This is a genomic window from Nocardia sp. NPDC055053, assembly GCF_053608285.1.
In genome coordinates this window covers 17,334-35,006 of sequence record NZ_JBSGVD010000012.1, presented here as the reverse complement: position 1 = coordinate 35,006, position 17,673 = coordinate 17,334, and the positions used below count along the sequence as shown (strand labels likewise).

Genomic DNA, 17,673 nt, shown 5'->3' with positions numbered 1-17,673 from the left:
AGACGAGTTTGTGCGCACCGCTGTCCCAGGCGTTGTCGCCGAGACCCCAGTTCGGATCGTCCCAGGTGTCGCGCCGCACCTCGTTGCGCAGGTCGGCGCCGATGACGCCGGAGTTGCCCCGGTAGCGGGCCGCCCTGGGAGCTGGCCGACCATCGGGACGGGCGGCCCGTGCCCGGTGGATTCCGTTTCCCCGGGTACGGGTAACCTTCCCCTCATGTGGACTATTCTCGCCATTTCCGTGGTCAGCTCCGTGATCATTGCGATCCTGTTCGCCACCGGTTTCCCGGAGCACTGACGACATTCCGGTAGCTGTCGCATAGCTATCAGGCCCCGATACCGGGGTCAGGTGAGAAGATCGCTGGGTGCCGACCAATAGCCAGCCCAGTGCGCGGTCCGACGACGGCCGCTCGTTCGTAGTCACCGATGCCACCGGCAGCGCGCTCGTCGCCGGTTCACTGGCCGTGATCGTCGCGGCCGATCGCCGTCAGCTCGTCCTCGTCGAGGAACGGTCGGAGACCTCACCGGTCCGTCTGCGCGGCCGGTTGATCGGCGAGCTGGTCGACAACGGCATCGACGTGCGCGTCGGCTATCCGTTCACCGACGGCGCCGTCGAACTGGTCGACGCGGAAACCGTCCAGACCCTGCACGAGACGACCGGCGCCCTGCTCGACGTCGGGGTGAACCTCACCCCGCCCGGTGGACCGGCCCGGCTGCTCCCCAAGCGGTTCAATCGGCACACCTTCTGGTGCGGTCAGAGCGGTTCCGGCAAGACCTACGCGCTCGGTGTCGTGCTCGAGCAGGTGATCGCGCACACCGCGCTGCCCGTGGTGATCTTCGACCCCAATTCCGATTTCGTCCGGCTCGGCGAGACAGCCACGGACGCGAGCGGCCCCACCGCCGACGCGCTGCGCGCCCGCGACATCCGGGTGCTGCGCCCGCACTCCGGGCAGCCGTTGCGTGCCAGGTTCACCGCGCTGCCGCTGACCTCCAAAGCCGCGATCCTGCAGATCGATCCGATCGCCGACCGGGAGGAGTTCAGCGAGCTGCTCCATCTCGCCGACCAGCTCGCCGCCGCCGAACTCGACGACGCCCTGCCCGACCTGCGAGGCTCGGAGTCCGCGGCACAGCGGCGTCTCGCCATGCGGATCGAGAACCTGGGTCTGCTCGACTGGGAGGTGTGGGCACGCCAGGATCGGGCGGTGACCGAGGTCGTCGACGAGCGACCCGATGCCACTGTTCTCGACCTGGGCGGATTCTCCACGGCCGCACAGCAACTCGTCATCGCACTGGCCCTGCTCGACGACCTCTGGGCGCGGCGCGAGGAACGGCGTCCCGTCCTGCTCGTCATCGACGAGGCGCACAATCTGGCCTCGCCGCAACTGGATTCGCCGATCGCCGTCGCGGTGCGCGAGCGGTTGATCCAGATCGCCGCCGAGGGCCGCAAATTCGGCCTCTGGCTGCTGCTCTCGACGCAGCGGCCGTCGAAGGTGCACCCCGGCATCATCTCCCAGTGCGACAACCTCGCCCTGATGAAGATGACCTCGCCCGTCGACCTCGCCGAACTCGGCACCTACTTCGGCTACGCGCCGTCGGCCCTGCTCGACCGCTCCCCCTGGTTCCGCCAGGGCGAGGCCCTGTTCGCCGGTGGTTTCGTCCCAGCGCCCGCCCTGGTGAAGGTGAACCAGCGGGTCACGCCGGAGGGCGGCAGCGACGTCGGGGTGCCGATGCGCTGAGCAGTCGCGATAGTGCCGTTTTCGTCCGGATCACGGTGGGGCGGCCTAGAGTTGACTGATTGTGCGGGGCGATGCGGAGGGGGACGGCCGACTAGCCATCGCGGTGTGCCACCGTCCGTTCCGTCGTCGCAGGCCGAGCTCTGCCGGGGTGTACTGGAAGCTGGCGCGGGCCGGGTTCAAACGGCAGGCGCAGTACAAGCTGGCGATGTTCGCCGGGCTGTTCACCAACTGTGTGTTCGGTTTCGTCCGCGCGGCGGTGATGGTGGCCGCGGTGCGCGCCGCGGGCGATTTCGGCGGCTACGACGAGGGAACCATCGGCGCCTACGTGTGGCTGTCGCAGGCGTTGCTCGGCGCGACGCAGTTCATGGGGCCGCCGATCGACCTGGTCGAGCGGATCAAGACCGGTGACGTCGCCATCGATTTCCTGCGCCCGGTCGACGTCCAGTTCGGCTACCTGGCCACCGACATGGGCAGGGCCGCCTGCACCTTCCTGCCGCGCGGCGTGCCGAGCATCGTCATCGGCGCGGCGACCTTCGGCCTGTCGATGCCGACGACGCCGGTGGCCTATCTACTCGGTCTGATCAGCGTGCTACTGGCGGTGGCGCTGTCGTTCCTGTGCCTGTTCGCGGTGGCGCTGATCGGGTTCTGGGTGGTGGAGATACGCGGAATCCGGGTGCTGTACCAGATCGTCGGCACCTTCCTCGCAGGGCTTTTCGTCCCGGTTCACATGTTTCCCGACTGGCTGCGGACCATCGCCATGGTCACCCCGTTCCCCTCCATCCTGCAAGCCCCGATCGATACGCTGTCGGGGCGGGTAACCGGAGTGGATGCCGTGATAACCGTTGCGGTGCAAGGCTTCTGGGTCCTGCTGATCGGACTTGTCGGCAGAGTGTTGCTGCGCGCGGGACAACGCAGGCTGGAGGTACAGGGTGGCTGAACCCGATTCCGCGCGCATCGTGTCCGGGACCTGGTTCACCCCCTATCTCGCAGTATTGCGTTCGCGTGTGAAAGCACAGCAGGTGTACCGGCTCTCGTTCGCCACCGAGGTGTTCAGCGCCTTCCTCATCGGGCTGGTCGAGTTCGCCGAGGTGTGGGTGATCTTCCACAATGTCGGCACGCTCGGCGGTCTCGACACCAATGCGGCCCTGTTGCTGTTCGGGTTGTCCAACACCTCGTTCGCGCTGGCCCAGGTGCTGGTCGGGCATCTGGACTCGCTGCCTGCGATGATCAGGATGGGCACACTCGACGCCTACCATCTGCGCCCGCAACCGCTGCTGCTCCAGCTGATCACCAGCGACATCTCGTTACGCAGGCTCGCACGCGCCGCCGTCGCGGTGATCGTGCTCGCCGTCGGGTTGTGGCGCAACGAAATCGACTGGGGCATCGCACCGGTTACCTTGATCGTGATCACCCTGCTGAGTGGAATCGCGCTGTTCTGTGGCCTTTTCGTATGCGCAGCAGGACTACAGTTCTTCCTGATCGACGGTGCCGAGCTCACCAACAGCTTCACCTACGGCGGATCGTTCGCCGCGATGCAGCCTGCTTCGGTGTTCCCCGCGCCGCTGAAGCTGTTGTTCGGGTTCGCGATTCCCGTCGCGTTCACCGCCTACGTGCCGACGATAGCGCTGCTCGGTCTCCCTGGACCGCCGCTGTTGCCCGCGTGGTCGGCCTGGCTGACACCGGTCGCGGCGGCGTGGGTGTGGTTGCTGGCGTTCGCGGCGTGGCGGATAGGGACGAGGCACTATCAGGGAGGAGGGGGATAACGATGGACGAACACAGCGGGTCGGAACCGATCATCGACATCGACGACCTCACCCGGCAGTTCACGGTCTACCGCAAGAACGGCAGCCGCTGGCGCAGACACCGGGACAGAATCACCGCCGTCGACCGGATGAGTTTCCGGATCGAACGCGGGACGGCGGTCGGCTATATCGGCGCCAACGGCGCGGGCAAGTCGACGACGATCAAGATGCTCACCGGCATCCTGGTGCCGACCACCGGGACCGTGCGCACCTGCGGCCTGGAGCCGGTGCGCCAGCGCAAGGAGCTGGCCTCGCGGATCGGCGTCGTTTTCGGGCAGCGCTCCCAGCTGTGGTGGGATCTGCCGCTGCACGAATCGTTTTCGATCCTGGCGGCGATCCACCGCCTCGATCCCGACATCGCCGACAAGCGCACGCACGAGCTGGTCGAGCAGCTCGAGATGGCCGATACACTCGACACCCCGGTGCGCCAGCTCTCGCTCGGTCAGCGCATGCGCGCCGAAGTGGCTGCCGCGCTGCTGCATTCGCCGGAACTGGTGATCCTGGACGAGCCGACGATCGGCCTCGACGTGCTGTCCAAGCAGCGGCTGCGCGAATTCCTGCGGGCCGAGCGGATCGAACGCGGGACGACGCTGCTGCTCACCACCCACGACATGGGCGATATCGAGCGGCTCTGCGATCGGGTCCTCGTCGTCGATCACGGGAGACTGGTGTACGACGGTTCACTGACCGGACTCGGTGCCACCGTCGGCGCCCGCCGGGTACTCGTGGTGGATCTGGCCGCGCCGACACCGGATCTCGACGATCTGCCGTGCGGCGCGCAACTGCTGTCCAGCGAGGCGGGCGGCATGCGTCAGCGGCTGGCCTTCGACGCCGAGCACACCACGGCGGCGGAGCTGCTGGCGTCGGTGTCGGATCGGGCGCAGGTGCGCGATCTGTCGATCGAGGAGCCCGGGATCGAGGACGTGGTGCGCCGGATCTACGAGTCGGCGCGCTGATTCAGCTCGGCGCGTTCGGATTTCCGGAGTACAGGCTGATCTCGCCGCTCTCGCCGAGAAAGGCGTTGACCAGCATGATCCGCTGCGCTTGCAGGTCGGAGTCCTCCGGTGCGCTGGTGGTGATCGAGATCTGCGGGATGGCGGCCCAGTTCACGACATAGCGCTCGGGCGGTCCGTCGTCGTCGGACAGCCGCGCGATCCGGAACACCGACACCGCGCGGCGCTCCATGAGGTCGCCGACGACGTCGGCGATTCGCTGCGGGTCTTCCAGGGCGAACAGGAACCCGAAGGTCAGCTCGGGTGAGGACACATAGGCGGGCACATTTGTCGAGGTTAGTGCATGCGGGGGTGTCCGCGGTGATCCGATTGCCGGAAATGCGCCGGTGGGTAACACGGGGGACGTCGCGTGGTGACCCCGTTGTAACGGTCGATAACAATTTCCGCCGACCCCGGAATTTGTACACCCCACTATTGCGCGGCCGCGCCGAATCGCGCTTTCCTGAGAGGGTCCCGATTTTTCCCCGGGCCGTCTTCCTCACCGCAGCGTCGCGGATATTCGTCGACGCCCGGGCGGGGCTACGCCGGCGCCGGGGAGTGGACCTCCCCCGAATCCTCCCCGGCTCTGGCGTATCCAAGCTCGAATTCAGCGTATTCAGGGGCGTGCACCATGCCGACCGATCCCGGCCATCGTGTGGATGCCGCGCAACTCCCGCCGCCCTCGGCGCTGTTGCGGGCTTTTCTGGAATCCAGTGATCCCGACCCGCTGCGGCACCGGGTGCTCGACGCGGCAGGCAGGCTGGCCCGCTGCCACGAGCGCAGGCGCTCGGCGATCGAGGCGGCGCGCGCGCCGGAGGCGCCGAGCAGCCGGGTCGCGGCCTGCGGCAGGCTCATCGACGACATCGACCACGATCGCGCCGCCCTCATCACCCGCATCGACGAGTGGGTCGCCGCCAATGTGGCGCACCGGGAGGGCGCTTCCCTGCACACCGAGACCCTCGGCGCGGTGATCGACCGGATGGCAGCGAAATGGATCGCCGCCCAGCAGGCGCTGGGCGGCGATCCGGTCGAGCCGACGACACCGCGGCAGTGGGAGGCCCGGATCCATCTGCACTGGTCCCGGCTGGCCGAATTGACCGACGGCTACCGGGATCTGATCACCGATGTCACCGAGCACCGCAGGCGGTTGCCGGTGTGGTGACGCTCAGTTCTTGTCGGTGACCTCGGCCTCGACGAACACCGTCTCGACCCCGGCGTCCTCGCCGACCGGGACGTCCTCGGTCTCGGCCTCGACGAACGCGCCGGCGGCACGCTCGTCGTCGAGCTGCTGCTCGGCATCACGGCGGGCGGCCGCGGCGGCCTCGTTCATCTCGATCGCGTCGGTGACGAACTCGCCGATCTCCCGCGCGACCTCGGCCACCACTCCGGTGATCAATGTCGCGATATTGCCGACATGCCGGGCACCGGAGGACGTCAATTCCTGGACAAGATCTTTGTTGCTTTCGAATTTCCCGATCATTTACACGCCCACTTCGGTTGCCTTCCGATTACGCACAACGATAACACCGGGGGTCGGCGCCCTCTTGACGAAGCGATCCGGCACCGACAGCAGGAAGATCTTGGCCCAGACCGAGCCGATCTGCTTGGCGAAACGGCCGGTGTTGTAGGGCAGACCGTACTTCTCGGCCAGCGCCTTCACCTCGGGCGCCATCTCCGGGTACCGGTTGGCCGGGATGTCGGGGAACAGGTGGTGCTCGATCTGGTGCGACAGGTTGCCCGACATGATGTGGAACAGCTTGGAGCCCTTGATGTTGGCCGAGCCGAGCATCTGCCGGACGTACCACTCACCGCGGGTCTCGACCTCGGTCTCCTCCTTGGTGAACGTCTGTACACCAGCCGGGAAGTGGCCGCAGAAGATGATCGAGAAGGTCCACAGGTTGCGCACCAGGTTGGCGGCGGCGTTGCCGGCCAGGGTGTGCAGGAACAGCGGGCCGGTCAGCGCGGGGAAGACGACATAGTCCTTGAGGACCTGCTTGCCCGCCTTCTTGCCCTGCCCCTTGAGCAGCGGCTTGAGGTCGGACCACTTGCGCTTGCCCTTGATGATGTTGTCGGCCTCGAGGTCGTGCACCATCACGCCCCACTCGAACAGCACCATCAGCAGGAAGGCGTAGATCGGGTTGCCCAGGTAGTAGGGGTTCCACTTCTGGCCCTCGTCGATGCGCAGGATGCCGTAACCGATGTCGCGGTCCATGTCGTGGACGTTGGTGTAGGTGTGGTGCATGTAGTTGTGCGAGTGCTTCCACTGGTCGGCCGGGCAGACCGTGTCCCAGTCGAATTCGCGGGAGTTGATGCCGCGCTCACGCATCCAGTCGTACTGACCGTGCATGACGTTGTGGCCGATCTCCATGTTGTCGAGGATCTTCGACACACCGAGCGCCGCCACGCCCGCCAGCCAGAACGGCGGCAGGAAGCCCAGGTACATCAGCCCGCGGCCGGCGATCTCGAAGCCACGCTGGGTCTTGATGATCTTGTAGATGTAGTCGCGGTCGCGTTCGCCCAGGTCGGCTTCGACGCGGGCGCGCAGGTCGTCGAGCGCCTGGCCGAGCTCCTCGACCTGCTCCGGGGTCAGGATGACCGGGCCGTCTTTGCCTTCGGTGAGGATCGTCATGGCTGTATCTCCCCTTCGTTGGTTGATCGGTTGTCTAGAGGGCGATGTCGACGTCGCCGACCGCGGTGTTCACGCAGATCTGGATCTGCTTGTCGGGGTCGGCGTCGAGTTCGCCGGTGCGCAGGTTGCGGGTGCAGCCGGAGACCTTGGTCGCGGTGCAGGAGAAGCAGATCCCCATGCGGCAGCCGTATTCCGGGGTCAGGCCCGCGGATTCGGCCTGGTCGAGCAGCGATGCTCCGGTGTTGTCGGCGGCGACGTCGCTGCCGGAGAAGGTGATGGTGCCGGTGGCCTCGGCCGGGTCGGCCGGGACGGTGGTGAGGGTGAACTCCTCGCTGTGCACGCGGTCGGCGAGACCCTCGGCCTCGAAGATGGTCCGCACGGCCCGCATCAGCGGCGGCGGCCCACAGACGAAGGTCTGCGCTTCGGCGAACCACGGGGCGACCCGCTCGAGCTCGTCGTAGTCGAAGAACCCACTGCCGGTGGAGGTTTCGCCGTTCACCACGGCGCCCGGCTCGACCGGGTACCGGTATTCCACCCGGAAGTTGGGGCGGCGGTTGGCGATCGCGGTCAGCTCGGCCCGGTGCGGCACCATCTCGGGCTGACGCGCGTAGTGCAGGAAGGTGACTTCACCGGTGAAGCCCTCCGCGTCGAGGGTACGCACCATCGACAGCACCGGGGTGATGCCGCTGCCACCGCTGACCAACAGCACCCGGTCCGGGCGCTGCCCGGGTAGCGCGAACACGCCGGCGGCGGGCGCCAGGTCGACGACCATGCCCGGCTTGGCGTTGTCGTGCAGGTAGTTCGACACCAGCCCGCCCGGGTGCGCCTTCACTGTCAGCTGGATGAAGCGGTCACCCCGGCTCTCCGGATCGATCGGCGAGTAGCAGCGGGTGTGGCGGACGCCGTTGATCGAGACGCCGATCTGCACGTACTGGCCTGCGGTGTGGCCGCGCCACTGCCGGGACGCGCGCAGGGTCAGCGTCACCGAGCCGGGCACCGCGTGCGAGACATGGGTGACCTCGGCGCGCAGCTCCCGCGCGGTGAGCGCGGGGCTGACCAGCTCCAGGTACCGGTCCAGCGGATGCGGCGTCGTCAGCGTCTGCACCAGATCGATCAGTCCCACCATGCGTCTTGCCCCTCTGCGGAAGTCCTTCGGCATGCGATTCACATTTCAGTGCACGCCTGTACACTCACCAGTGTGCCGGATGGACCCATCCCGCTGTCAACCGGCAAAGATGTGAGGCGGGCAACATATTCAGGGAAGCGACTATGGTGAACGGATGTATGCTCACCGATGTGACTGAGCAGGCAGGAACCCGCAACGAGCGCAAGGCGCACACCCGTGCGGCCCTCCTCGAAGGCACCCTGACACTGGCCGCCGACCGCGGCTTCGCGGCGCTGAGCCTGCGGGAGATCGCCCGCTCGGCCGGCATCGTGCCCACGGCGTTCTATCGCCATTTCGCCTCGCTCGACGATCTCGGCGCCACGCTGGTAGACGAGGGCGTGACGGCGCTGCGGCTGGCATTGCGCGAGGTCAGGCGCAAGCCGGACGCGCATCTGGCCGATACCGTGCGCTTCGTGTTCGAGCAGGTACGGGCCAAGCGCGCCCTGTTCGGTTTCCTGATCCGCGAACGCCACGGCGGGCCCGCCCCGCTGCGCCAGGCGATCGCGATGGAGATGCAGCTGATCGTGCGCGAGATCGTGGCGGATCTGTCCCGGCTGCGCGCGCTGGACAGCTGGAGCACGACCGAGCTCGAGATCGCGGCCGACCTACTGGTCACCACGGTCACCGACGGCATCGCCGCCTACGTCGCCGCCTCGCCGCGCGAGGAGGCCGCGGTGGTCGCACGCACGGTCATGCAGATGCGCCTGATCGCCTTGGGCATCGGCGGCTGGGTGCCATCCCGCCTCCCCGAGAATTAGGCCGGTCGTCGGCACGGCGCCGGGAATCGCGCCGGGCCTGCGGTTGGTCGAGTAGCCGGGTTCTGGGCGTACCCGGCGAGTTACCCATGTGCGCACGAAATCAGTGTGTCCGGCCGGGCGATTACCTGGGCCGGTAGGGATTCGGAGTACGGCTGTTCACAGATCGTGCGGTATCGAGTCGGTGATACCGCACAAATCCGTTACTCCGCACGCACCGGCGCGCGCACCGGCAGCAGGACGAGCAACCCCGCGAGCAGGACGACGAGCAACCCGGCGATGCCTGCCCGGTCGCTGTGGAAGATCGAGACGAACACCCCGAACAGCGCGGGCGCGAGGAACGACACCGCCCGCCCGGTCGTGGTGTACAGCCCGAACATCTGCCCCTCGCGTCCCGGCGGCGCCAGGCGCGCCAGGAACGAACGCGCCGAAGCCTGCGCGGGCCCGACGAACACGGTGAGCGCGAGCCCGAAGATCCAGAACATCAGCGTGCCGGACACCACCAGCAGCACCAGTCCGCACAGGATCATCCCGACCAGCGAGGCCACGATCACCCGCTTGGGCCCGAGCCGGTCGTCGAAGCGTCCCGCCGTGATCGCCGCCGCACCGGCCACGACATTGGCGGCGATGCCGAACAGCAGCACATCGGCATCGGCGAAGCCGTACACCTGCACCGCGAGCACCGCGCCGAAGGTGAACACCCCGGCCAGGCCGTCGCGGAACACCGCGCTGGCGAGCAGGAACCACACCGTGTGTCGGTCCTGCGCCCACAGTTCCTTCACATCACGCCACAGCACGCGGTAGGAACCGAGCAGACCGGCCCGCGCCGCGCCGGGATCGGCCGTGGTGCGCGGCAGTTCGGGTACCGCGAACAGCACCGGCAGCGCGAACGCGGTGAACCAGACCGCGGCGAGCACGATGGCCAGCCGGACATTGAGGCCCTGATCGGTGGGTATCCCGAGCACACCGCGGGTATCGCCGTCTCCGGCCAGGAAGCCGACGTAGCAGATCAGCAGCAGCACGATGCCGCCGAAATAGCCCATCGCCCAGCCGAATCCGGAGACCCGCCCGACCGTGGCCGGTGTCGACACCTGCCGCATCATGGCGTTGTAGGGCACCCCGGCCAGCTCGAACACCGCCGAGGCGAAGGCCAGCAGGGCGAGGCCGAGCCACAGGTCGTGGTAGTCGTCGCGGACGAAGAACATCAGCGACATCGCGCCGACGGTGAGCGCCGTCAAGGTCGCCAGTGCCCGTTTCCTGGAGCCGACGGCGTCGAAGTACTGCCCGCAGACCGGCGCCGTGAGCGCGACGACCAGGCCCGCGGCGGCCAGTGCCCAGCCCAGCCAGGCGCTGGCCGGAGTATCGCCCGGCAGGTCGTCGCCGACCTTGTCGGTGAGATACACCGAGAACACGAAGGTCAGGGTGACGGCCTGGAACGCCGACGACCCCCAGTCCCACAGCCCCCACGCCAGCACCTGCCCGCGTCCGGCCGCCTCGCCGACGGTCTCGGACGCGTTCACCTCGGTCATGGCCGAAGCGTAATGGGCATCGCGGCGCCCGGCAGGACACATCGGCGTTTCGGCACGCCGCCATTCATATGAACCTGGTTGCATAGTACCGCGCGTTCCGGATACTCTCGTCCCATGGCACTGGAGCACGCGCTGCTGGTCTCGCTCAGTGAACGGGCCGGCTCGGGCTATGAACTCGCTCGCCGATTCGACAAGTCGATCGGCTACTTCTGGAGTGCCACCCACCAGCAGATCTACCGGGTACTCAAGCGTATGGAGGATTCCGGCTGGGTGACCGTGGAATCGGTGACTCAGCAGGGAAAACCCGACAAGAAGGTGTACTCGGTCGCGCCCGCCGGTCATACCGAACTGGCCCGCTGGATCGCCGAACCCACCGAGTCCAGCCCGTCCCACGACGAACTCGGCGTGAAGATCCGCGGCGCCGCGTACGGCGACATCGACGCCGTCTGCGCCGAGGTGGCCCGCCACCGCGCCCAGCACGCGCAGCGACTCGACGAGTACCTGCTCAGCGAAAAGAAGTTCTTCCCGGCACCGGACCAGCTCTCCGGCGCCGCTCTGCATCAGTATCTGGTGCTGCGCGCGGGCATCCGCGCGGAGTCCGGCTACGTCGAATGGTGCGACGAAGTACTGCAGGCCCTGCGACCGCGAAAAGGTGACAACCACCCATGACTGCCTACCCCCACCTGTTCGAGCCACTCGACCTCGGCCACACCACCCTGCGCAACCGGGTGGTCATGGGCTCCATGCACACCGGCCTGGAAGACCGCGCCTGGGACACCAACAAGCTGGCGGCCTACTTCGCCGAGCGCGCCCGCGGCGGTGTCGGCCTGATCATCACCGGCGGTTACGCCCCCAACCGCACCGGCTGGCTGCTCCCGTTCGGCGGCAAGCTGACCACCAAGACCGAGGCCTACCGCCACCGCAGGATCACCAAGGCGGTGCACGCCGAGGGCGGCAAGATCGCCATCCAGATCCTGCACGCCGGCCGCTATTCCTATATGCCGACCAGTGTTTCGGCCTCGGCGATCAAGTCCGCGATCAACCCGTTCAAGCCACGCGCGCTGTCGGGCAAGGGCGTCGAGAACACCATCGACGACTACGCCCGCTGCGCCGAGCTGGCCAAGTTCGCCGGCTACGACGGCTGCGAGATCATGGGCGGTGAGGGCTATTTCATCAACCAGTTCCTCGCGCCGCGGGTGAACAAGCGCACCGACAAGTGGGGTGGCACGCCGGAGAACCGGCGCAGGCTGCCCGTCGAGATCGCCAAGCGCATCCGCGCCAAGGTCGGCCCCGACTTCATCATCGTGTTCCGGCTGTCGATGGCCGAACTGGTGGAGAAGGGCCAGACCTTCGAGGAGATCATCGCCCTCGCCCAGGAATTGGAGGCCGCGGGCGTCGACATCCTCAACACCGACATCGGCTGGCACGAGGCGCGGGTGCCCACCATCGTCACCTCGGTGCCGCGCGCTGCGTTCGTCGAGTTCACCGCCAAGATCGCCCGCAAGGTGACCATCCCGGTGTGCGCGTCGAACCGGATCAACATGCCCGAGATCGCCGAGGAGATCCTCACCCGCGGGGACGCGGCGCTGATCTCGCTGGCCCGCCCGCTGCTGGCCGACCCGGAATGGGCCAACAAGGCCGAGGGTGATCGCACCGACGAGATCAACACCTGCATCGCCTGCAACCAGGCCTGCCTCGATCACGCCTTCGGCAACAAGAAGGTGTCGTGCCTGGTCAACCCGCGCGCGGGCAGCGAGACCACGCTGCAGCTGCTGCCGACGCGCCGGGCCAAGCGCTTCGCGGTGGTCGGTGCCGGTCCGGCCGGGCTCTCGGCCGCGGTCAGCCTCGCCGAGCGCGGCCATCACGTCGACCTGTTCGAGGCCGACGACAAGATCGGCGGCCAGTTCGACATCGCCCGCCGCATCCCCGGCAAGGAAGAGTTCGACGAGTCGATCCGCTACTTCCGCCGCAAGATCGAGCTGACCGGTGTCACCCTGCACCTCGAAAAGCGGGTCGACGCGGACGAATTGATCGCGGGCAAGTACGACTCGGTGGTGCTGGCGACCGGTGTGCGCCCGCGCATCCCCAACATCCCCGGCATCGACCATCCGATGGTGCTGTCCTACGCCGAGCTGGTGAAGGAGGAGAAGCCGGTCGGCAAGAAGGTCGCGGTGATCGGTGCCGGTGGCATCGGCTACGACGTGAGCGAATACCTCACCGTCGAGGGGCATCCCACGCTCAAGCTCGACGAGTGGAAAGAGGAGTGGGGCGTGGACTCCGAGGACGAGCAGGCCCGCGGCCAGCTCAAGGAGCCCAAGCCCTCCCCCGCCGCCCGCGACGTGGTGCTGCTGCAGCGCAAGTCGACCCCGTTCGGCAAGGACCTCGGCAAGACCTCCGGCTGGGTGCATCGCGCCGCGATCAAGGCCAAGGGCGTCGAGCAGGTCGGCGGCGTGAACTACGAGCGCATCGACGACGCCGGCCTGCACATCAGCTTCGGTGAGAAGCACGAGAAGCCGCGCGTCATCGAGGTCGACAATGTGATCGTCTGCGCGGGCCAGGAATCGGTGCGCGAACTCGAGGAGCCGCTGCGCGCGGCCGGTGTCGACCTGCACCTCATCGGTGGCGCCGACCTGGCCGCCGAACTCGACGCGAAGCGGGCCATCGACCAGGGCACCCGCCTGGCAGCACGCCTGTAATCCCCGAACCCGGTCGTCCGACGCGACGGACGATCGTCGCACCGCCCCGCGCACCGAACTCGCATCCGGTGCGCGGGGCGGTGTTCTGTTCCGGGCAGGACGGTGCCTGCGTGCGCTGTCGGTGGCCGGACCGCGGATCAACACCGACGGCTGCGCCGCGCTCGGCGGATAGGCGCGGCGAACGTCAGGCGAGACTATTCGGCGGTCGCATCGCGAACGAGGGCGCACAGTTCCTGTCCAGCCGGTGTCCGGAACCAGGACAAGTGGCCGAGTAGCCAATCCTGGTAGGCGATCTCGGCGTTGCGTGGCTCGGCGGCGATGGTCAGGAAGTAGTCGATCTCGGACAGCTCGTAGCCGATATGCACGAGGGGGAGCAACTCGGCGAGCAGGGTTTGTTCGGCGCCGGAGAGCGGGCGCGCCGACCGGTACCCCTGGATCAGGGCACGCACCTGGTCCTCGCGGACGTGCGCAGGTCCGCCGTCACGGAGCGAAACCCAGTCCACCACAGCGCGTTCGATGGCGATGGCCAGGTCGAAGACGGCAGTCGTACGGTCCGCGAGACCGAAGTCGAACACCGAGGTGACCTCGCCGGATTCCCACAGCAGGTTGGTCGCGTGCCAGTCACCGTGCGTCCACAGCGGTGCCACACCGGTGAGATCCACTCGCAGGTCAGGTATTTCGGCGCGCCAGTCGCGATCGGCGAGGAACCTGGCGACGGCGGGGCGACGAGCGATGTGCCACTCGAAGGCGCTCACGGCGTCTGCACCGTGCAGGCTGGCAACCAGTGGCCGCGCGGGTCGCGCCTCAGCATCGAAACCTGCTGCGGCCAGGTGTAATCGGGCCAGCATCGCTCCGGCCGCAGCGGCGTCAGCCGGGTCGCGGTACGGCGTCCAGGAGAAGTCGGCGCGATACCGGTCCTCCCCCAGACCCGCACGGTGCACTTCGTAGACGAAGCCGTCGGACACTCGATCAGCCGCGCCCTGCGCCGCGGTATCCACGATGGACCGCACTTCGGGCACCGGAATGCCCGCGTTGCGCAGGTGCGCCATGAACCGGTGCTCCTCGGCGAGCGCCGTCTGATCGCGCAGCCGCAGCGGCAGCCGCTTCACGACAACCTGCGCACCGTCGCTCAACCGCACGCCCACCGTCGACGACAGCGGTCGCGCACTGCGCCATGCGATCTCGGCGGGCTCAGGTCCACCCCAGGTCGCGGCGACAGCCCTGGCGATCTCGTCCTCGGTCAGCGGCGGCCAGGTCGGCGCGGCCGTCGGCTCATCGCCCATCCCGAACACGTGGTGATCAGTCATCGCCGTCGGCACACGTTCGCGAAGGACTGACCGGTCTCGCACGACATGAGCACCGCGAAGAACGCCCAGCCCCCGGTGATCCCGAGATCGGTCCAGAAGGCGGCCTGGTCGGCAAAGCCGAAGGTGCGCGGCGGCTCGGTGGTGAGCAGCAGCGGCGCATCCCGATCGGCGCGGTTCGGTGATCGGTCGTCATGACAGGTGTCAGCCTATGGGCCCGGCGCCCGGATCACGCGACCTTCGCGGACGACCCGCGTCGCAACGGCCGCCCGACGTGGCCACCGCCCGGTCGACGCCGATCCCCTAAGCTCCCCGTGTGAGCTTGCCCTCCCCCACTGCAGACAATCGTGCCGTCGTCACCGGCGCGTCCTCCGGTATCGGCACCGCGCTGGCCGCCGAACTGGCCGGACGCGGTTACTCGCTGATCCTGGTCGCCCGGCGCGGTGAGGTCCTCACCGAACTGGCCCAGCGGCTGACGCTCGCGCACGGCATCACCGCCGAGGTGCGCGCGGTCGACCTCGCCGACCGCACGCAGCGGGCCAGTCTCGTCGACGAACTCGCGGTGCGCGATATCGCGATCCTGTGCAACAACGCGGGCATCGCCACCTTCGGCCCGGTGGCCGAGCTGGACTTCGCCTACGAGCGGGCGCAGATGGAACTCAACGCCACCGCCGTGCACGACCTGACCCTGGCCGTGCTGCCCGGCATGATCGAGCGCAAGGCGGGCGGCATCCTGATCAGCGGCTCGGCCGCGGGCAATATGCCGATCCCGAACAACGCCACCTACGCGGCGTCGAAGGCATTCGCCAACACCTTCTCCGAGTCGCTGCGCGGCGAACTCAAGGGCAGCGGCGTCAACGTCACCCTGCTCGCGCCCGGTCCGGTGCGCACCGAGACCCCGGCGCCCGAGGACGAGTCGATCGTCGACAAGATGGTCCCCGATTTCCTCTGGGTCTCCTCGGAGTACACCGCCAAGGTCTCCATCGACGCGCTGGCCCGCAACAAGATGCGCATCGTGCCCGGCCTGATCAGCAAGGGCATGAGCGTCGCGGGCAATTACGGCCCGCGCGCGGTGACCGCCCCGATCGCGGGCGCGTTCTACAAGAAGCTGGGTAACTGACACTCGCCTGGCGGGTTGCCACGTCAGCAACCCGTCAGGAATATCGTCCAGGTGGTCAAGGACCCGTAAACAGCGAGTTCAGCGGCCTGCCGGCGGCGTAGTCCTGGAATCGGCCCCGCCGTTCGGAGCGCGGGGGCGTCCCCAGGAGACCACCGTGACGTTGCTCGACATCTTCCCGTCGTTGCGCGCGACCACCGTGCCGCGGCTCGACCCCGCGGTCTGGCCTGCCGACACCCACTACGATGCCGACGGCCGGATCACCCTCGGCGCGGTGGCACTCGCCGATCTCGCCGACCAGTTCGGAACCCCGGTCCACGTGGTCGACGAAGCCGAGGTGCGTGAACGCTGCCGCGCCTACCGCAAGTACTTCCCCGACGCCGAGATCGTCTACGCGGGCACCGCGTTGATGGTCGGCGCGGTGGCCCGCTGGGTCGCCGAGGAGGGCCTGTCCGTGCAGGTCGGGTCGGCGGGCGAACTGTCGGTGGCGCTGGCCGCCGGCATCGAACCGCGCCGGATCGTGCTGCACGGCAACGGCAAGACCTTCGACGAACTGCAGGCCGCGGTGGCCTGCGGCGTCGGCCGGATCGTCATCGGCTCGCTCACCGAGATCACCTTGCTCGCCGCGCTGGCGACCACACCGCAGCGGGTGCTGTTGCGCGTCGCGCCCGGCATCGAGGTACCCGGCGGCCCCCAGTTCGGTTTCCCGCTCGGCGGCGATTCGTTCGAGACCGCTGTCGCCAGGATCGCCACCCAGCCGAACCTGCAGCTCATCGGACTGCACTGCCATCTCGGCGCGCAGATCCACAATCCCGACCACTACGGCGAGGCGATCCGCCGGATGATCGGCGAGATGGCCTGGATCGACAACGAATACGGCCTGCCGCTCACCCATCTCGACATCGGCGGCGGGCACGCGGTGGCCTACCGCAGCGGTGACGCCGAGCTCAACCTGCACGAGCTCGCCGACATCCTCGACGACGCACTGGACGCGGCCTGCGCGCGGCACCGCTTCCCGCGCCCCGCACTCACCATGGAGCCGGGGCGCGCGATCGTCGCCAGGGCCGGTGTCACCCTGTACCGGGTGCTGGCCGTCACCGAGACCACCGACGGTGGCACCCGGGTGATCGTCGACGGCTGCGGCCAAGGCGGCGGGAACGGCAGCGCCGTCGTCGTCAACCGGCACCCGACCGGCGCGCAGCTGACCGCGTCCGTCGCGGGCAGGCACAGCGAATCCGGGCAGCTCATCGCCACCGGGGTGCGCCTGCCCGCCGATCTGCGCCCTGGCGAAGTACTCGCCGTGCCGTGCACCGGCGCCTACCACCACGGGCTGGCCTCGACCTACCGCACCGTCGGCAGGCCGCCGATCGTCGCCGTCGCCGACGGCCGCGCCACGCAGTTGCTGCGCCGGGAGACGACCGCGGATCTGCTGATGCGCGAACTCGCCGAATAAAGCCGGTATTTCCGCCGCCATCGGTCTGGTGGCGGCACGGTCGCGCGCCTACTATCAGATAAGTCGGGGAAAATCAACCAACTCGACAGACGGCGCGTCGGCTCCGAGGACGAGCGCGCCGGAAAAGGCAGCCATGAAGATCTACGGAACACGCGAGACCGGCCTACGCCGGCTACTCATGAGTATGGCAGTGGTTGGTGCGGCCGTCACCTTCCCACTGGCAACGGCGACCCCAGCACTCGCCCTGCCCGCCGCCGTCCCCGACCTGGTACAGACCGATCGCGGAGGGTGCAACGACTGGAACCGCGGCTACGGCTACGACCGCTGCGACCGCAACTACCGCTGTGACTACAACTGCGACCGTAACTACCGCTGTGACAACGACTGGTACGGCCGTGGCTATGACCGCTGTGACCGCGGCCACGGTGGCGGCTACGGCGGAGGCTACGGCTGGAACAACTGGTTCCCCTGGGGCTGGTTCGGTAGCAGCTGAGCCGA

17 protein-coding genes are annotated in these 17,673 nt (G+C 68.1%); 11 read left to right on the top strand and 6 right to left on the bottom strand.

The annotated features are described in order from the left end of the window. The first annotated feature begins 362 nt into the window (after positions 1–362). The 4 genes from ACWF82_RS15010 to ACWF82_RS14995 all read left to right on the top strand — a co-directional run bounded on the left by ACWF82_RS15010 (position 363) and on the right by ACWF82_RS14995 (position 4,491). Positions 363–1,733, top strand: coding sequence for an ATP-binding protein (locus tag ACWF82_RS15010; protein WP_452501491.1), 1,371 nt, complete (start codon positions 363–365; stop codon positions 1,731–1,733). 61 nt (positions 1,734–1,794) lie between these two features. Then, positions 1,795–2,670 carry an ABC transporter permease gene (locus ACWF82_RS15005; protein WP_452501489.1) on the top strand — a complete coding sequence of 292 codons (876 nt, stop codon included), beginning with the start codon at positions 1,795–1,797 and terminating at the stop codon, positions 2,668–2,670. After that, positions 2,663–3,496 (top strand): ABC transporter permease, encoded by an 834-nt coding sequence (locus ACWF82_RS15000; protein ID WP_189032919.1) that lies wholly within the window; start codon positions 2,663–2,665, stop codon positions 3,494–3,496. Before ACWF82_RS15005 ends, ACWF82_RS15000 begins: the two co-directional genes overlap by 8 nt. A 2-nt stretch (positions 3,497–3,498) precedes the next feature. Then, positions 3,499–4,491 (top strand): ABC transporter ATP-binding protein, encoded by a 993-nt coding sequence (locus ACWF82_RS14995; protein WP_452501487.1) that lies wholly within the window; start codon positions 3,499–3,501, stop codon positions 4,489–4,491. 1 nt (position 4,492) lies between these two features. Here the strand turns inward: ACWF82_RS14995 and ACWF82_RS14990 are convergent, their stop codons facing one another. Then, the gene (locus ACWF82_RS14990) at positions 4,493–4,813 is read right to left on the bottom strand and encodes a hypothetical protein (protein ID WP_379030081.1); all 321 of its coding nucleotides are present in this window, start codon (positions 4,811–4,813) and stop codon (positions 4,493–4,495) included. Positions 4,814–5,158: 345 nt separating this feature from the next. Between ACWF82_RS14990 and ACWF82_RS14985 the strand changes: the two genes are divergently transcribed. After that, positions 5,159–5,689 carry a DUF4254 domain-containing protein gene (locus tag ACWF82_RS14985; RefSeq protein ID WP_452501485.1) on the top strand — a complete coding sequence of 177 codons (531 nt, stop codon included), beginning with the start codon at positions 5,159–5,161 and terminating at the stop codon, positions 5,687–5,689. A 3-nt stretch (positions 5,690–5,692) separates the two neighbouring features. Here ACWF82_RS14985 and ACWF82_RS14980 read toward each other — a convergent pair whose 3' ends face one another. The 3 genes from ACWF82_RS14980 to ACWF82_RS14970 are packed head-to-tail and all read right to left on the bottom strand — an operon-like array spanning position 5,693 to position 8,282. Continuing rightward, positions 5,693–6,007 (bottom strand): hypothetical protein, encoded by a 315-nt coding sequence (locus ACWF82_RS14980; RefSeq protein WP_452501483.1) that lies wholly within the window; start codon positions 6,005–6,007, stop codon positions 5,693–5,695. Beyond that, positions 6,008–7,156, bottom strand: coding sequence for a fatty acid desaturase family protein (locus tag ACWF82_RS14975; RefSeq protein ID WP_379310349.1), 1,149 nt, complete (start codon positions 7,154–7,156; stop codon positions 6,008–6,010). It abuts the gene before it with no gap. Positions 7,157–7,190: 34 nt separating this feature from the next. Beyond that, complete coding sequence (locus ACWF82_RS14970; RefSeq protein WP_452501481.1) at positions 7,191–8,282, bottom strand: ferredoxin reductase; 1,092 nt, start codon at positions 8,280–8,282, stop codon at positions 7,191–7,193. Between the two features lie 143 nt (positions 8,283–8,425). Here ACWF82_RS14970 and ACWF82_RS14965 point away from each other — a divergent pair, with 143 nt between their 5' ends. Then, positions 8,426–9,079 carry a TetR family transcriptional regulator gene (locus ACWF82_RS14965; protein WP_452501479.1) on the top strand — a complete coding sequence of 218 codons (654 nt, stop codon included), beginning with the start codon at positions 8,426–8,428 and terminating at the stop codon, positions 9,077–9,079. Positions 9,080–9,279: 200 nt separating this feature from the next. Here ACWF82_RS14965 and ACWF82_RS14960 read toward each other — a convergent pair whose 3' ends face one another. Beyond that, entirely contained in the window at positions 9,280–10,605 is a 1,326-nt protein-coding gene (locus ACWF82_RS14960; RefSeq protein WP_452501477.1) for an MFS transporter, read from the bottom strand. Between the two features lie 114 nt (positions 10,606–10,719). Between ACWF82_RS14960 and ACWF82_RS14955 the strand changes: the two genes are divergently transcribed. Together ACWF82_RS14955 and ACWF82_RS14950 are read left to right on the top strand one after the other, a co-directional pair. After that, on the top strand, positions 10,720–11,274 hold the full coding sequence (locus ACWF82_RS14955; protein ID WP_452501476.1) for a PadR family transcriptional regulator: 555 nt from the start codon (positions 10,720–10,722) through the stop codon (positions 11,272–11,274). After that, entirely contained in the window at positions 11,271–13,301 is a 2,031-nt protein-coding gene (locus ACWF82_RS14950; protein WP_452501474.1) for an oxidoreductase, read from the top strand. Before ACWF82_RS14955 ends, ACWF82_RS14950 begins: the two co-directional genes overlap by 4 nt. Positions 13,302–13,495: 194 nt before the next feature. On the opposite strand, the gene ACWF82_RS14945 is transcribed toward ACWF82_RS14950, so the two are convergent. Further along, positions 13,496–14,608, bottom strand: coding sequence for a phosphotransferase enzyme family protein (locus tag ACWF82_RS14945; protein WP_452501472.1), 1,113 nt, complete (start codon positions 14,606–14,608; stop codon positions 13,496–13,498). Positions 14,609–14,921: 313 nt separating this feature from the next. Here ACWF82_RS14945 and cmrA point away from each other — a divergent pair, with 313 nt between their 5' ends. From cmrA to ACWF82_RS14930, 3 genes are all read left to right on the top strand, one after another. Continuing rightward, positions 14,922–15,725, top strand: coding sequence for a mycolate reductase (gene cmrA / locus ACWF82_RS14940; protein ID WP_452501470.1), 804 nt, complete (start codon positions 14,922–14,924; stop codon positions 15,723–15,725). 154 nt (positions 15,726–15,879) lie between these two features. After that, positions 15,880–17,175: a diaminopimelate decarboxylase family protein gene (locus ACWF82_RS14935; protein WP_452501468.1), complete on the top strand. Its 1,296-nt coding sequence runs from the start codon at positions 15,880–15,882 to the stop codon at positions 17,173–17,175. Positions 17,176–17,353: 178 nt separating this feature from the next. Continuing rightward, a complete protein-coding gene (locus ACWF82_RS14930; RefSeq protein ID WP_452501466.1) occupies positions 17,354–17,668 on the top strand; it encodes a hypothetical protein in 315 nt (104 codons plus the stop codon). Positions 17,669–17,673 lie beyond the last annotated feature (5 nt).

What these genes read in the sequence shown, in the direction of transcription:
- ACWF82_RS14980 (WP_452501483.1), bottom strand. Translation starts at nt 6,007, where the DNA reads ATGATCGGGAAATTCGAAAGCAACAAAGATCTTGTCCAGGAATTGACG.
- ACWF82_RS14955 (WP_452501476.1), top strand. Translation starts at nt 10,720, where the DNA reads ATGGCACTGGAGCACGCGCTGCTGGTCTCGCTCAGTGAACGGGCCGGC.
- ACWF82_RS14970 (WP_452501481.1), bottom strand. Translation starts at nt 8,282, where the DNA reads ATGGTGGGACTGATCGATCTGGTGCAGACGCTGACGACGCCGCATCCG.
- ACWF82_RS14960 (WP_452501477.1), bottom strand. Translation starts at nt 10,605, where the DNA reads ATGACCGAGGTGAACGCGTCCGAGACCGTCGGCGAGGCGGCCGGACGC.
- ACWF82_RS14965 (WP_452501479.1), top strand. Translation starts at nt 8,426, where the DNA reads ATGGTGAACGGATGTATGCTCACCGATGTGACTGAGCAGGCAGGAACC.
- ACWF82_RS14985 (WP_452501485.1), top strand. Translation starts at nt 5,159, where the DNA reads ATGCCGACCGATCCCGGCCATCGTGTGGATGCCGCGCAACTCCCGCCG.
- ACWF82_RS14950 (WP_452501474.1), top strand. Translation starts at nt 11,271, where the DNA reads ATGACTGCCTACCCCCACCTGTTCGAGCCACTCGACCTCGGCCACACC.
- ACWF82_RS14930 (WP_452501466.1), top strand. Translation starts at nt 17,354, where the DNA reads ATGAGTATGGCAGTGGTTGGTGCGGCCGTCACCTTCCCACTGGCAACG.
- ACWF82_RS14975 (WP_379310349.1), bottom strand. Translation starts at nt 7,156, where the DNA reads ATGACGATCCTCACCGAAGGCAAAGACGGCCCGGTCATCCTGACCCCG.
- ACWF82_RS14945 (WP_452501472.1), bottom strand. Translation starts at nt 14,608, where the DNA reads ATGACTGATCACCACGTGTTCGGGATGGGCGATGAGCCGACGGCCGCG.
- ACWF82_RS14995 (WP_452501487.1), top strand. Translation starts at nt 3,499, where the DNA reads ATGGACGAACACAGCGGGTCGGAACCGATCATCGACATCGACGACCTC.